11 protein-coding genes are annotated in these 16,227 nt (G+C 51.2%); 5 read left to right on the top strand and 6 right to left on the bottom strand.

What is annotated here, in order from left to right; genetic code table 11:
• The first annotated feature begins 115 nt into the window (after positions 1–115).
• Genes B157_RS0101450 through B157_RS0101440 form a run of 3 tightly spaced genes read left to right on the top strand, consistent with a single transcriptional unit; the run spans position 116 to position 3,109 of the window.
• On the top strand, positions 116–1,012 hold the full coding sequence (locus tag B157_RS0101450; RefSeq protein WP_020601597.1) for a hypothetical protein: 897 nt from the start codon (positions 116–118) through the stop codon (positions 1,010–1,012).
• A gap of 4 nt (positions 1,013–1,016) precedes the next feature.
• Positions 1,017–1,949: an OmpA family protein gene (locus B157_RS0101445; RefSeq protein ID WP_020601596.1), complete on the top strand. Its 933-nt coding sequence runs from the start codon at positions 1,017–1,019 to the stop codon at positions 1,947–1,949.
• Between the two features lie 38 nt (positions 1,950–1,987).
• Positions 1,988–3,109 (top strand): hypothetical protein, encoded by a 1,122-nt coding sequence (locus B157_RS0101440; protein WP_020601595.1) that lies wholly within the window; start codon positions 1,988–1,990, stop codon positions 3,107–3,109.
• Positions 3,110–3,300: 191 nt separating this feature from the next.
• Here the strand turns inward: B157_RS0101440 and B157_RS0101435 are convergent, their stop codons facing one another.
• Positions 3,301–3,699: a hypothetical protein gene (locus B157_RS0101435; RefSeq protein WP_020601594.1), complete on the bottom strand. Its 399-nt coding sequence runs from the start codon at positions 3,697–3,699 to the stop codon at positions 3,301–3,303.
• A gap of 258 nt (positions 3,700–3,957) precedes the next feature.
• On the opposite strand from B157_RS0101435, the gene B157_RS0101430 reads away from it, so the two are divergent.
• On the top strand, positions 3,958–6,900 hold the full coding sequence (locus tag B157_RS0101430; RefSeq protein WP_020601593.1) for a TolB-like translocation protein: 2,943 nt from the start codon (positions 3,958–3,960) through the stop codon (positions 6,898–6,900).
• Positions 6,901–6,986: 86 nt separating this feature from the next.
• Here the strand turns inward: B157_RS0101430 and B157_RS0101425 are convergent, their stop codons facing one another.
• The 5 genes from B157_RS0101425 to B157_RS0101405 form a co-directional block, all read right to left on the bottom strand.
• Entirely contained in the window at positions 6,987–8,312 is a 1,326-nt protein-coding gene (locus B157_RS0101425) for an ABC transporter permease (RefSeq protein WP_020601592.1), read from the bottom strand.
• A gap of 118 nt (positions 8,313–8,430) precedes the next feature.
• The gene (locus B157_RS0101420; protein WP_020601591.1) at positions 8,431–9,348 is read right to left on the bottom strand and encodes an ABC transporter ATP-binding protein; all 918 of its coding nucleotides are present in this window, start codon (positions 9,346–9,348) and stop codon (positions 8,431–8,433) included.
• A gap of 181 nt (positions 9,349–9,529) precedes the next feature.
• A complete protein-coding gene (locus tag B157_RS0101415) occupies positions 9,530–9,958 on the bottom strand; it encodes an RDD family protein (protein WP_020601590.1) in 429 nt (142 codons plus the stop codon).
• Between the two features lie 87 nt (positions 9,959–10,045).
• A complete protein-coding gene (locus B157_RS0101410) occupies positions 10,046–11,290 on the bottom strand; it encodes a dicarboxylate/amino acid:cation symporter (protein ID WP_026308406.1) in 1,245 nt (414 codons plus the stop codon).
• 200 nt (positions 11,291–11,490) lie between these two features.
• The gene (locus B157_RS0101405; RefSeq protein WP_026308405.1) at positions 11,491–11,949 is read right to left on the bottom strand and encodes an SRPBCC family protein; all 459 of its coding nucleotides are present in this window, start codon (positions 11,947–11,949) and stop codon (positions 11,491–11,493) included.
• Between the two features lie 142 nt (positions 11,950–12,091).
• Here B157_RS0101405 and B157_RS0101400 point away from each other — a divergent pair, with 142 nt between their 5' ends.
• Positions 12,092–16,117: a hybrid sensor histidine kinase/response regulator transcription factor gene (locus B157_RS0101400; RefSeq protein ID WP_020601587.1), complete on the top strand. Its 4,026-nt coding sequence runs from the start codon at positions 12,092–12,094 to the stop codon at positions 16,115–16,117.
• The last annotated feature ends 110 nt before the right edge of the window (positions 16,118–16,227 follow it).

Raw genomic sequence — 16,227 nt, 5'->3', positions numbered from 1 at the left:
TACATCTGTTACCAAAACCCGCCCCAGGCTATCAAGCAGGAAAGATGAATAATAATAGGGACGAGGTACGCATTGAAGAACAGGTAGTAGTAAGGCCCGCCCAAACAAAAAGACCATGCAGCGATTAACCCCCAATACGGTACTACAAAACCGCTTCGTGCTCAAAGAAGAATTATCCTTCGAGCCGCAAATGGGGCAGCAGGTTTGGGCAGTGCAGGACCGACAAACGGGGCAGCCGCTCATTGCCCGGCTCCACGCCGACGGGCAAGTCGAGTGGTTCAACGATAATCGTCCACCGATTAAAGTCGTACCGACCGGGCCAACTGCGCCCCCTTCGGCGCCTGTTCCGGCCGGGCCATCGGGTACTCCCCTATCACCAGCCGTACCCAATAGCAACTGGCTGCGTTCAGTTCTGATCACTATACTCCTGCTGGCAATTGTACTGGTTGGGTATTTTTACCGAAAGCCGATACTGGCTTATGGGCGGGCTTTCCGCGCTTCGCTCACCCCAGCTACCACCGTAGACCCTGCCGATACGATTACCCAGGCCACGCTGGTTACTACAGCTCCAGCCCTAGCCGAACGCGTAGCAAAGTCAGCATCGGCAATGGCGTCTCCTTCGGCTTCCCAGGCTGTGCGTCTGTTGAGTCTGCTGGAAAAGATTCCAGCCGAAAAGCACCCCGCCATTTTCGCCGATGCCCGAATGGCTTTTGAAATCCTTCGCCGAACACCGGGTCGCGAACGAACTGTCGATTCGATTTACACGATGTGCGTGGGCCGGGGGGCGCAGTCGATTCTGGCTCATCAGCAAAACGGCGACCCGGCCTCTAAAAAATACGCGCTGGAATGGTATCGAACAGCCTACTCCCTAAAACCTTTACCCTACTTGCGGGAACGGCTAAACCGGCTGGCGAACGTGCGCCCTAAAGCAATGGTCCGGCAGTCGGTCCCTATGAAGAAGATAAAATCCCGTGAACCCCTGTTCATTGACGATCCAGAAATAAACCAGTAACACCATGCCTAAACTAATACCTATATTTTTACTCGCTGGCCTATTACTGTCCCTGTCGGGGTGTTCGCGCAATACAGTGGCAGTAAAACGGGCATCTCTGGCCCTGCAGACTGCTCTTCAATCGCAGGAAAGTGCCAACAGAGCGCTGGACAAGCTATCAGAACAGGCCACAAAAGCCGAGCAGGAGGGGAAAATCGCTACATCGGCCAACGCAGAAATCCAGACCTACGTCAGCACCGAACGAACGCAGCTAGCCACAACGGCCCAAAAGTTACAGAGCCAGCTGGAACACGTCGGAGCCTACAGTGCAGGGCAAATAAAAGCCACTGAAAATGAAATAATTAAAAATGCGAATGAAGCTGTTACCCAATCAGCAGCGGTAATGCGGATCCTGGAAAAGAAAACCGAAGTCATCGTTGATTTTCTGGGTAGCGAAACCTACAGCAAATCGGAGATTGGAGCGTTGTTTCGGCCCGGCGAGTACCATCTGATACCCGAACAGGTGAAAGAGGGGCAGCGACTTTTCCGGCCCATCGTGGAAAAACTGTTCACGTTTGCCGATAAGTATAAAGAGTCATTCAAAAGTCTGAAAGGTGAAATAATTGTTACGGGCTACTCCGATGCCACGCCCGTAGAACCGGGTAGCCGCCTGTACCGGGATCTGGTTCAGCACCTGCAACAACAGGATAATGTGGCCAATCCCAGCAGCAGCGACCTGAACCAGAAACTTTCCGAACTGCGGGCCAGTGCCGTAAAAAGCCTGTTAGAATCCCTTATCGACACCAAAAAACAAGCCAATGCCAACTTACTCGACATCAGTGTAACGGTGCTGGGCCGGGGCGAAGCTATCCCACGTGGCATGTCGGACCGTTTGGCCGCCAACGACCGCCGACGGCGGGTTGTTACGTTTTACTGGGTTGTACTACCCACCTTATAACACTGATTATCAGAATACTGTCATTAAACCTTACGCTTATGAGCACATTTTTCCGTTTATTTTTCCTCATCGTTCTTTTCTCCTGTCATAAGATTCTGGCCCAGGAAACCCTGACAAATGAGTCCATTGTGGCCATGCAGCAGGCGAAATTATCGCGCAGTCTTATTGAAGACAAGATCCGCACATCGCCCAACAAATTCGATTTATCCACCATTGGCCTGCTCCGTTTAAAAACGGAACGCGTACCCGATGCACTCATCGACGTCATGCTGTCAGTAGCCACGCACCGGGATGTGCTGCACAATAATGACATCGTCAACCTGTACCAGGGAGGTATTTCCCGACCCATCATCACCCGGAAAATTCAGGACACTAAAACCGATTTCGACCTGAGCACCAGCGGGCTGATTCAGTTGAAAACGGCTAAAATACCGGAGCCAATCGTTAGGTTGATGATGAACCCATCACCGGCGGCTTCTTCAGTTGAGCCAGCGCCAGCCGTAGCCGCCACCCCAGCAAACAAAACTATTTCCCGTACCGCCTTCAGCAAAGAAACCACTCCAGAAACGGCTACCCACCCCGGAAACTTACCCGTTCCTACGCTGGCCACTTTTCCGGAACCTGGCATTTTTTACGAAGAATTCAGAAAAAAAGGGGAGTACATGGAGCTGGAATCTACCACCACAAACATGGCTAAATCCGGCTCTTTCGGTGAAGCACTTTTAGGCGGTTATACCAACGGGGCCAGTGGTTCCACTCAACGGGTGGGCCTGGCTAACAAGTCGTCCAATTTCGTCATTGACGACATCCGACCCGTGTTTTATTTCCGGTTCAACGACACGCGTAAACAAATGGACGATGTAGCCGAAGGTTTCTGGAGTGGCGTATCCAGCCCCAATGAGTTTGTGCTGATAAAAGCCAATACGAGCGGGCGGGGTCGTCAGATTACCGTCGGGCGGTCATCGGCGTACACCAGCGAACGCGGAGTAACCGGCAATACGGTTCCCTTTCGTTTCAAGAAAATAGCCACTGGTTTATACCGGGTTTATTTTGAGCAGAATGTACCGGCGGGTGAGTACGTGTTTTTTTACAACAAAGGCAGCGAGCAAAGTTCATCCATCAAGGTCTACGATTTTTCGCAGCGCAGCAAAGAAAAATAAGTCACGGCAAGAAGCAATCAATAGCTTTCCGTTTCTATCCCCATCATTTTTCCACATAAAAACGATTCGCTCTCACGAAGTACTGAATACAACGCCGTGGCTGAAGATTTCGATTTGCAAACCAATCAAGCCATATCTGAATGGCTGGCAGATGGTATCTGGTTTTCAGAAAGATGGCGAATGGGTAAGTCCTATTTCGCTTTTTCCTCTGCCCTGGGCTGGAGTGAGCCACGGGCAATGGGTTCGGGCTTCGATTTAGGGGTTGTGTACCGAAGTAAGGTAGCCGTTGGGTAGTCCGATTTTGGTGGCCGGGTGATAACAAGCTGGTAGGAACGGGTACCCACAATCAGGTTGGAGTAGGCCATTTCTTTGCTCGGTTCCTGAAGCAGGCTCCAATTGGCAATAGGTTCTTCGGCCAGTAAGGTCTGGTCCTCCTTCGACAGGGCAGCAAAAGCAGTATCGGCCACGAACCGTTTGCTGGTCAGGCCTTCGATGACCGAAACGATGGCCGCCGGAACGGACACTTCGGGTTTTGTCTGCGCGATGGTTGATTCACCTATCAGCAAAAACAGGGCAAGTAGTCGATTCATACCGTTGAGTTAGTTAGCCGATCCTGCAACCAGGATTCGGATAGTAAACACAAATGGAGCCGTTTGGTTGGTAAATCACTACGGATAGGCTCAGCCTAAATCTGTCCTTCCCATTTCGTTACGTGCACTACGGTAGTAAAATGCGCAAAGTGGTAGATGGCGACGCTGGCTTTCCCGAAGCCTGACTCGTCAGAGCATCCCGAAATTTATCCGTGAGCGTATATAGGAACGCTGTTTTTCATCGTACCTTGAAACCGTATGGTACGAAGACTATTCCTGACGGCTCAATGCCTGCTAACAACCGTAGCTATCAACGCGCAAACCCTGCCTGTTCTCGATCAAAATCCAACCAGTCTGCACTGGTACCGGTTATCCACTCCGCACTTTCGGGTGCTGTATCCCAACGGACTTGATTCTACCGCGCAGCGAACGGCCAATAGGCTTGAAAGCCTCTACGAACCGGCCAGCGCATCACTGGGTAAACAGCCTCGGCGAATATCGGTACTGCTTCAGAATCAGACGACCGTTAGCAATGGGTTTGTTACCCTGTTTCCACGCCGGTCTGAGTTTTTTGCCGTTTCTCCCCAGGACCCCGCTCAGCTGGGTACCTATAACTGGCTCGATCTGCTGGCCGTTCATGAATACCGGCACGTGGTTCAGAACGACAAGGCGTTGCAGGGCTATGGTCGGGTGTTATATACCGCGCTGGGCAACGCGGGTTTATTCTTCCCCCTGCTGACGGTGCCCGACTGGTTTGCCGAGGGCGACGCCGTTAGTAACGAAACGCTCCTGAGTAGTAGCGGACGCGGGCGCATTCCCAATTTCGATTTGGGAATGCGGGCGAATCTGCTGGCGGGAAAACCGTTCAACTATCCCAAAGCCGTTGGCGGTTCTTACCGGGATAACGTACCCAATCACTACGTGCTGGGCTATTTTCTGACCACCTACCTCAAGCGCACCTATGGCCCCGATATCTGGAGCCGGGTGCTTACCCGCAACTATCGCCGGTTTCCGTGGCCGTTTGCCTTTTCGGCCAGCATCAAAGACGAAACCCAGTTGCGAACGGAAGATCTGTACCGGAAAACGATGGACGACCTGACCGAAATCTGGCAAAAACAACAGACAGGACTGAGTTTAACCCCGGCAACGCTTTACCCTACGAAGGGAAAAATCGAAAAACAGTCGACCGCCCATCCCGTTTTCACCAACTACCGGCATCCCCAATTCCTGACCGATTCGACTATCCTGTGTGTGAAAAGCGGCTTGGGCGATACCCCTCGTTTGGTTGTTTTGTCCCGCAATGGATACGAGAAAACGCTACACGTACAGGGCTATCCGAATGACCCGGACCTGCTCTCGGCCACAGCCAGCAAGGCATGCTGGATTGAGTTTGGCTACGACCCGCGCTGGGGGCAGCGGAATTATTCCAATATCCGGATTCTCGATATCAACACCGGAAAACTGACCCGGCTCACCCACCGCGCCCGGTACACGGTGGCTACGCTCTCCCCCGACAACACAAAACTGGTGGTTGTGGATAACACCGACCGATCAAAAACCATTTTGCGGGTACTTGATGCCCAAACGGGGAACGTTCTGAAAACCATTGCCAACCCCAATAACGTGTTCTACCAGCACCCCCGATGGGCGGAAGACAACCAGACGATTGTGGCGGTTACGCTGAAAGACAACCAGAAAACCATTGAGCAAATCGATACAAAGTCAGATACCTATAGGGCCCTGCTCCCACTGGCCAATGAAAACATCAGTCATCCCCAACCCTGGGGCAACTACGTTTTGTACAATTCGCCCCGGTCGGGCATTGATAATGTATATGCGGTCGATGTACGGTCAAAGCAGGTGTTTCAGGTCACGTCGCGGCCGCTGGCGGGGTACCATGCTGCCGTGTCGCCATCGGGAAACCGGCTGGCTTTTGACGATTTCTCGGCCACCGGCTACCGTATTGCTACAATGCCCCTAACCCCCGCTACCTGGAAACTTCTGCCCGAACCGGCGCAGGAGCAACGGCTCATCCGGTACTTTGGCCCCCTGACCAAACTGGAACCGGGTGCCGCGCAGGGTCGCCTTATTCTGGCGGATTCGGCCACCACGGATACCCTGTACAAAGCGAGTCGGTTCCGGCGGCTGGCCAATGCCATCAACGTCTACAGCTGGGGCCCAACGGTTGCCAGTACAGGGCAGGCCCTGTCGGTAGGGCTGAGTTCGCAGGATTTACTGAGTACGACCCAGATTGGCGTGGGCTATACCTACAATCAGGCCGAGCGGGCCGGGAACGCCTACGCTCTGCTCAGTTATCAGGGGCTTTATCCCATCATCGACCTAAGTTTCCAGCACGGCACTCGCCGTACCTCCCTATACGTCGACAGGATCCTCCCCCTCGACAGTCTGCGGTCGGATAGCTGGCAGTACAATCAGTTAACGGCTGGTTTTCGGTTGCCGCTACAACTGACCAATTCCAAATACAGTCAGACTATGAGCCTGTCGGCTTATTACAACTACCTACAGGTAACGGGCTACGATCTCCCCTTTCGGTACCCCACCGAAGTTGGTTCGGCGGGGTCGCTCAGTGCGCTCATCTACGGGTTTAGCTATTCTCACCTGCTCCGGCAGAATAAGCGCGACGTTGCTCCGCGCTGGGGACAAGCGATTTCCGTCAATTACCGGACGACGCCCTTCGGTGGCAAACTAACTGCCGAACAGATTGGCATTCAGGGAAATTTGTTTTTCCCCGGTCTGATGAAACACCATTCCTTACGGTTGCGGGGGGGCTATCAACAACAGGTAAAGGGTACTTATACCTTTGGTCCACTAATCTTTTTCCCACGCGGCAAACTGTATCTGACCGACGATCAGATTCAGGCGGGTAGCGTGGAATACCGCTTTCCCGTTGCCGATACGCATTGGTCGCTGGGGCGCTGGCTGTATGTACAACGCATCAAAGCCAACGTTTTTTACGACCAGTCAATGGGCCAGAGTTCAGTGGAAGTACGGGATGTATACGGGCGTTTACGCGGGTATGAAACCCAGCATCACGATTTTCAGACGACGGGGCTGGATGTGTCGTTCATTTTCAATGCGCTGCGGTTCCGCATTCCCTTCGAGGCTGGCTTCCGCACCATTTACAGCGTCACCGACGGGCAATGGATCGTGCAGCCACTGGTACTTGATATAGGATTTTAAGGTATATGGTTTACGGTGGGCTGACACAAGTATTTATCTCGCATCAGCCCACCGTAAACTACAAACCGTATACCATAAACCTCTTTCTACCCCTTATAAAACACCCACTTCGAGAGTTCGCGGAAAGAGGTTTTCTTGCCATACATCAGGATACCGACGCGGTAAATCCGGGCGGCCAGCCAGGTGGTGCCTATAAAGCCCACTACTAATAATCCCATCGATATGGCTAGTTGCCAGCCGGGCACCCCAAACGGAATACGAACCATCATGACCACAGGCGAGGTAAACGGAATCATGGATGTCCAGACCGCCAATGGCCCATCGGGATCACGTACGGCAATCTGGGCGAAAGCAATGGCCGCAATGATGGGCATCATAATCGGAAACATGAACTGCTGCGTCTCCGTTTCGCTATCCACAGCGGCTCCTACGGCCCCGAACAGGGCACTATACAGTAGGTAACCACCCAGAAAATAGAACAGGAAACAGCCAATAATCAGGGGGATATTCAGCGTGTCGATGGCTTTCATCACATCGGCAACGGGGTTGTTCCCGTTGGCCATTTTCTGCTGAACATCAGCCTGGCCGGGCATCCCTCCCATCCGGCTATCCATGGCCGAAGTCGCTTTTTCTTTGGGTTGCCCAATCAGTCTGGTGCCGATGGTGAACAGCCCGGCCGTGAGCACAATCCAGAGCATGAACTGGGTCAACCCTACAAGAGCTACCCCAATAATTTTCCCCATCATCAACTGAAAGGGCTTCACCGATGAGATGATAACCTCCACAATCCGGCTCGTTTTTTCCTCCATTACGCCCCGCATCACCTGCGTTCCATAAATGAGGACGGAAATGTAAATCAGGATGGCACAAAAACCACTGATAATGGTGGTAACGATACCGTTACTGCTCTTCTCCCCGGCATCGCTCAAACTAATCGTCTGTGCATCGACGTTGACTTTGGCATCCTGAATAATTTTCTGGGTAATACCCGCTTCACCCAGTTTGATGGTTTCAATCTCTTTGGCAATATCCCGTTCGATATTACTTTGCAGGGATAGACTAACGCTCTTTTCGGCAAAAATCTGGACCGTTTTCGGCTGTTCGATCACGTCTTTCGGAATAAAAACCAGGGCGTTATAATCGTTCTTTACGAACGTTTTTTTGGCCGTTGCCAGGGGTACTTTCAGGAAGGAGTACGCCGTTTCATCGTCATTTTTAAATTTCCCGTCAAAGCGGCCACTCTCATCGATGACCGCAATTTTCTTCTGGTTGATGGAGCTAACCGCTGCCCAGCCAATGATAGCATAGAAGCCAAAGATGAGTAATGGCCCGAGAATCGTCATGATAATGAACGACTTTTTTCGTACCCGGACCAGGTATTCGCGCTTAATAATCAGGAAGATCGTATGCATAGTTTTAATGAGTGAAAGAGCGATTGAGTGAATGAGAGATTGAGTGAATGAGCGATTGAGCGATTGAGCGAAAGTCATCTAATGAAGAACACTTTCACTCTTTCGCTCTTTCATTCTTTCAATCATTATTCTCGCCTACCGTTTGAATAAAGATGTCGTTTATGCTGGGGATGTTTTCGCCGAAAGAGCGAATGGCAACCCGGTCGAGCAGGTGCCGGACCAGGTCATTAACGGCAGCATCGGGCGGAATTTTTATGTCGGCCCGGATAAAGCCATCCTCGGTTTCGCGGCTGCTCATCACCTCGAACGCCGTTGGCAGATTCGTTAAATCACCCTGGTACTCAACATGGTAAGTATGGGTTTTAAATTGCTCCTTGATGTCGCGCTTGGCCCCGTCGAGTACTTTACGGGAACGGTTTATGAGCGCGATATAATCACACAACTCCTCGACCGACTCCATGCGGTGGGTGGAGAAAATGATGGTCTTGCCCTTATCGCGCAGTTCCAGAATTTCGTCTTTTATCAGGTTAGCGTTGATGGGGTCGAACCCGGAAAAGGGCTCATCCAGAATAATCAGGTCTGGCTCGTGCATGACTGTAGCGACGAACTGAATTTTCTGCTGCATCCCTTTGGATAAGTCCTGAACCTGCTTCTCCCACCAGGTCTTGATATCGAATTTGACAAACCATATTTTCAGTTTATCCATCGCCTGCTTCTCGGTGAGTCCTTTCAGTTGGGCCAGGTACAGCAGTTGCTCGCCCACCTTCATTTTTTTGTACAGTCCCCGCTCTTCAGGCAGATAGCCAATGCGTTTAATATGGTCGGGTTTGAGTCGCTCACCGTCCAGAATCACCTCGCCCGAATCGGGGGCCGTAATCTGATTGATGATACGAATGAGGGATGTTTTACCGGCTCCATTGGGGCCAAGCAGCCCAAAAATACTGCCTTTGGGCACAACCAGACTCACATCGTCCAATGCCCGGTGGGCAGCATACTGCTTAACGATATGATGGGTTTCAAGGATATTGTTAGTCATTTAGCTTAGGATAAGACCAGAGAAACGATTACCAGTGGGTCAAGCTACACACGGCACCCGTGTATTGGCAACTAATTTACGGATGAACAGTCAACCACTAGTACAAGCGGTCATAAAAAAAGCCCCAACCGGCGCGGGTGGGACTTTTTCAGCCAAACAGGCTGATACCTAATCAGGCTTTTTATACTTTGACAACAATTGTCTTCGCCCATTTATCGCCAAATCGCTTCCGGTCATCGCTAAACACCATCAGGGCATCGATAATACCAAAAAATGGAATCATCAGCGATACCTGCCGGGTAATGGCGGTGCCATAATCACCCACCAAACTCGCTCCAGTATCCTCTTTAATCGCTTTGATACCCATCAGCTTTTTACCGACACTTTGTCCACCCAGAAAACCAGCGGTCTCGGGCAACGCGTCTTTGGTGAGTAGGTAAGCAATGGCAATGACGTAGCCGATCATCGCTAATTTATACGAAACAACGAGCAAAAGCCACGCGGGCAAATAAGCGACGATGCCGTCAATAAAAACGGCAATGAACCGCTGCAATGGACTGGCTTTTACGATGGTACTAACGGAGGTATACGAAGATGGTTGCACAGGCATGCGGGGTTTATGAGTAGAACAATCGATTGATTACTAATTGACTGTCTAACCTACAAAATCAACCGTACATACCAAAGCTATATTTTATTAAACGGCAACTTCGTCCGTTTCAACGGGTTGCGTCCTGAATTCTCCCTCCCATTTGGAAACAATGCAGGTAGCTACGGCATTACCGGCCACACTCGTTGCCGAACGGCCCATGTCCAGTACCTGGTCTATTCCCAGCAGCAGGGCCAGCCCCTCGATGGGCAAGTTGAACAGCGACATCGTCCCGGCGATAACGACCAAAGAGGCTCTGGGCACCCCGGCAATGCCTTTAGAGGTAATCATCAGCGTGAGCATCATCGTTATCTGCTGCTCGATGCTGAGCGGCACATGATACGCCTGCGCAATAAAAGCCGTAGCGAAGGTCATGTACAGCATGGACCCATCCAGATTAAAGGAATATCCCAGGGGCAGAACGAACGAAATAATCCGTTCGGAGCAGCCAAACCGGCGCAGGGCTTCGATGGTTTGCGGAAACGAAGCCTCCGAACTGGCCGTGCTGAAAGACAGGATAATAGGGGCCCTGATTTCGCGCAGCAGGGCCAGATACGGAATCCGGGCTACCAGACAAATAACCGCCAGAACGACGAATATAAAAAATAGCAGGCCGCCGAAAAAGCACAGAATCAGATACACATACCCGCCCAGAATACCCAGTCCCTCGCGGGCTACTACGGCCGCAATAGCCCCCAGTACGCCAAAGGGAGCGAAGGCCATAACGTAGCCCGTCACTTTAAACATGATGTGCGAAAGGGCATCGAGCGCCTTTATCATGATTTTCCCCTGCGCCCCAATAGCCCCGACAGCAATGCCAAAGAAGATGCTGAACACCACAATCTGAAGAATTTCGTTGGTGGCGAGCGCGTCGATAAAACTGGTTGGAACAATGTGTTCGATAAAGTTATTGAAGGTCAGTTTTTGAACCTCCACCCCCGTATCCGTACCTTTGGCGGGCAGGGGCAGACTCATTACTTCGCCGGGTTTCATAATATTGACCACCAGCAACCCGACAATTAAGGATAGAATGGTGGCAAAATAGAAGTAAGCCAGTGTTTTCAGCCCAATACGCCCTACCGTACCAAAGTCGCCCAGTTTGGCAATGCCCACAACCAGCGTGGCAAACACCAATGGCCCAATGATCATTTTGATGAGCCGGAGAAAAATCTTGGACAGGATATTCAGGTCGGTACCCGAAAAGCCCGATCCATCGTCCGGGAAAAAATAACCAATGGCGATACCCAGTACCATGCCCAGAAAAATGCGTGTTGTCAGATTGGGAAGTTTCATGCAGTAAAAATAAATAGCCTTTTTAAACAAATGTAAAAGAATCCGGGCGTTTCCTGAAACTGTTTCGGCGTCAAAACAACCCGCCAATCCGGTCAATACCTGTTTGGCAGCATGCCGAATACATCATTTTGTTGCTTACTAAATCTCCCTACCTTATTATGCAACTTAATCAGTAGGATAACTCATGTAAATTTTTTAATCTATACCTGACCAAATACCCGCCTGTACACCGGTTTTCGGCACGCAAATTGTAGCCATAATACCGGATAAAGGAGATAATCGGAGAAGCGGAAAGGGCCGCGAAACGTAATATCATCAACAATAATGGTTTGCTCATTGCCGGTTTGTTCATCCATAGCGCGTAGCAGCCGGTGTTTGTGCTGCCAGTAACCCAGAAAAAAAGGAAGCTGAGTACCCTGGTCGATAAAATAAATCTCCTCCGGGCTGGTTTGCTGGTCAATGATCGTACTAATCCAGTTCTGACGAAAAAGGATAAAATTTAACTGCAAATGAACAACATCTCCGGGCATACATCCGTCGAACCGAATTACGTTTACGGGCGGGAAGGCAGGAGAAAGGCGTTCAAACAGGGATCGATCAAATCCAGCCCACACGGTTGCTATTGGCTGATTGACCCGGGTCTTAAGAATAATGTGCATAACAGGTAGTTAAATTGTGAAGCTCATAACGGAGAAATATACATACTTTTTTGTCGATGAACGTTTTGCAAAATGGTCAGAGACGCCTGCATGTATACGTTTACTTCGGTATACCTGCGCTGGAGTTCGGTTATCTGACCAGTTGCGCAACCGGTTGGTGTCCCGCAACTGGCTGATTTGTTTACTAATTACCGGCTTGCTTACCCTGCCCAGCCGGGTTTATGCCAGCATGCCAGAGCCGGAGTACCTTACCGTACGAAACGGCTTACCACAGGGGTTTATCAGTTCAATCATTCAGGACCGTCAGGGGTTCATATGGCTCGCCACGCGCGATGGTCTTTGCCGGTATGATGGTATCCACTTCCGTATCTATACCCACATTCCCCAACAGACCTACTCCCTTTCTTTTAGCAGCATCTATGAAATAAAGGAAGATAATACCGGTAAGTTATGGATTCGAACGGAGAACAACCACATTGACTATTTCGACCCGGTAACGGAGCGGTCGAATCGAATCTCCGGCACCAGCGCGTTCAGGCAGGCATTGGGTCGGGACAAACTCGTTGGTATCCAGCCCGATAACGCCGGAAACGTTTGGGTAGCGACCCAGACGAATGGCTTTTTCCGACTGAATGCCAACGGGACTATTTCGCACCAGCACCGGGTTTTGCAGCGCGATACGGGTCAATATGTTCTGCATAATTTGCTGATTGACCGTCGGAAACGGGTCTGGTTAGCCACGCAGGAGGGGCTTTTCCGGTATGACCCCGCCACTAACCAGCTAACGCCCTTTCAGCAGGAACAGGGATTACCCCAGAATGAGGTTTACCAGGTACACGAACGAAAAAACGGCGAACTAATGCTGGGCTTTCCCGGCTATTTTGCCTTGTTCGATCCCATAGGTGGCCGCGTTCGGCAGGTAGTCGATTTGCCGAACGAACCCGGCCTGCCCCTGTTTGCTACCGACTCGCACGGTGTCGACTACGTCAATCAAAATCGCTATACCGACAAAAAAGGGCTGGTTTCGCTCTTTGGGAGCCCGTCCTTTCAATCGCCTAAACTCGCCCGGTTCTCGACCATATCCCTGCTGGTTGACCGGACCAATGTCCTTTGGCTGGGCCTCAACGGCGACGGAGTAATCAAATACGACTTAAACAAACGCCCGTTCCAGACTTGGCCACACAGCAGTAATTTCCAGACCGACTGGCTGACCCAGCAACTGGCCATTTCCAAAGATGCCATTCCAGGGTCCATCCGACAGCAGCCACCCGCCAGTATCCGTTATCAGTTCGACGGACGCGGTGTGCTCTGGATAAGTAGCCGGCAAACCGCTCCTTATCAGTACGACACATCCCGTCAAACCTTCACCCCCGTAGAGCCTACCGGTATCGAAACGCGCTGGCTCAGAAACGGCGATTTACGGTTTACAGCGATGGCGACCGGAGCACAGGGTGAACTTTGGGGTTTGCTGGGGCCCGATAATCAGGCTGTTGTCCGCTACAATCCCGATAAAAAAAGTTTTACGGCATTCCCACTGCCCATACCACCCAACCACCCTTATATCATTACGGCGATGGTCGTTGATGGAGGGCGTGTTTATCTATCAACCGAAAACCAGGGACTGTTGCGGGCCGATCTGTCCCAAAAGCGGCTGGTTCACTGGAATAGTGTACCGGCTGATCCCCGGTCTCTGCCGGGTAACTCGCTGCTGTGTCTGGTACAGGACCCAATACAATATAACTTCCTCTGGATTGGCACGTTCGGCGAGGGTCTTTGCCGGCTGGATAAGATGACGGGACAGATTAAGCGATTCACCATCGGGCAGGGTTTATCCAACAACGTTATCTACGCCATCCAAACCGATAAGAGGGGGCATCTATGGTTGAGTACCAACCGGGGTTTATGCCGATTCGACACCCGCACCTACGAAGTACGAAGTTACATGAGTGATGATGGACTGCCGAGTGAAGAATTCAAGCAGTTTCACGATGTTGCGCTACCCGACGGCCGCCTGATTTTTGGCGGCATTGGTGGTTACACGGTGTTCAATCCGGCCCGGATTCGGGAAGATCCGGTAAAAGCAGTAGTAGCCCTGACGGGCCTGCGCATCAATAATCAACTGATCACGGCTACCATGCCGGATTCACCCCTACAGAAGGTCATTAATGAAACGGCTGAAATAGTCCTGTCCAACGGGCAAAATTTTTTATCTATCGACTTCGCAGCCCTTGAATACAACCAAAGCCATAAAAATCAATACCGGTACAAACTCATTGGTTTGGACAAAGACTGGGTATATAGTGGAAACGTATCGACGGCTACGTATACCAACCTGCCCCCAAATCAATATACGTTCATTGTCAATGCCTCCAACACATCGGGGGTCTGGAGTCCAGACAGCCACTCACTGGGTATTGTTATCAAACCGCCCATCTGGGCAACCTGGTGGGCCTATCTGGGCTATGCGTTGCTCCTGGCAGGCGGGATTGTACTGTTTCTGAGGGTTCGTATCCGTCGTATGCAACAGAAGGGGCAGTTGAAACTACGGGAACAGGAATCAAGGCAGTTAAAACACCTGGATGAAGTAAAAAGCCGTTTTTTTGCCAATATCACTCACGAATTACGAACGCCCCTAACCCTGATTCTGACACCACTGGAACAGGTAATCCAGGACTCGGTCAACTCGCCCTACTACAACCGCCTTTCACTCATCTACCGCAATGCCAGCCGTCTGCTGCGGCTTATTAACGAGTTACTGGATCTGGCCAAACTCGATGCCGGTAACCTGACGTTAACGCCTACCCCCGCCGATTTGCCGGAGTTTATCCAGCGCACGGTTGGTTCCTTTATGGAAGAAGCAAAACGGAAGCGGATTCGGTTACAGTTGACCAATACCTTTGAGCAGCCTTATTACTGGTTCGATCCGGATAAAATTGAAAAGATAGTGAGTAACCTGCTGTCGAATGCGTTGAAATTTACGGATGAGGACGGTTCGATAAGTATTTTGGTCAAAGCTACTCCGATTGATCCGACAGTGGCCAATTCCATGAACAGCGATTTGGTACAGCTCATTGTTCAGAATACCGGTGCCGTCATTCCGGATCAGAAACTGCTGCGTATTTTCGACCGGTTTTACCAGATTGACCCGCAGGCAGAAGGCGCTATCGGTGGTTCAGGTATTGGCCTGGCCCTGGTGAAAGAGTTGGTCGAGATGATGCAGGGAACCGTGCAGGTAGACAGTCAGCCCGGCTACGGAACAACCTTCACGGTTGAGTTACCCTGCCGACAGGCCCGGGCCGGTCTGGTAGCAGAAATAAAACCGAATGAACCGTCATCGGCGGGTATCACAATCGAACCCACCACCGACTATACCGACACGGCCGATGAAAAAGTGTACCGAATTCTGTTGGTAGAGGATAATGACGAACTGGCCGACTACATCCAGTCTACCCTGAAAACGGAAGGCCGCATAAAGCGGGTCAGCAATGGTCGTTTAGGCGTATCAGCCGCCCTGGCCGATGGCCCTGATATTATTGTCAGCGACGTGTTGATGCCCGAAATGGATGGCTACGAATTATGTCGCCAGTTGAAGGGTAACCCCATCACGAATCACATACCCATAATCCTGCTCACGGCTAAAGCATCGGTTGATAGTCGGCTGGAGGGTTTGATGGCGGGTGCGGATGACTATCTGGCCAAACCGTTTCAGGTCGACGAGTTACGGGGGCGCGTCCGAAACCGGCTGGAACTCCAGTCACGAACGCGCCAGTATATCCGAACCCAGCTCCTGGGAGCCGGTAACCTTCCTACTACCAGCAAGGATCCGCAGGATGAATTTATGAACCGGATTTACAGTGTGCTGGAAGAACGGCTGGACGATACCACATTCGGAGTCGAACCCCTGGCTATGGCGATGGGCATGAGCCGGATGCACCTGAACCGAAAAGTAAAAGTCATGACCGGGCTGACACCCATTGAGCTCATTCGGGTTATCCGGCTTCGGAAAGGGGCTGAACTATTGCTTTCCGGTGTGTCAGTATCGGAAACAGCAGATCGGGTTGGCTTCGATACCGCAGCTTATTTTTCAAAAGTATTTAAAGAACAGTACCACCTTACCCCCTCTGAATATGTCGATCAACACCGCGACGAAGTAGCCAGGAATCAATAAACGCTGTAACTGCTCCCCTTTTCCTGACTTAAAACGACTTTCCCCTGCCTTTTGCCCGCTATTCAGCGGGTGGCGGTATCCTATGTTACAAATTTTATGGCTCTTGTTAC

Source organism: Spirosoma spitsbergense DSM 19989 (assembly GCF_000374085.1).
GTDB lineage: Bacteria > Bacteroidota > Bacteroidia > Cytophagales > Spirosomataceae > Spirosoma > Spirosoma spitsbergense.
The sequence above is the reverse complement of the archived record's forward strand: the minus strand, read 5'-3'. Positions and strand labels throughout refer to the sequence as shown.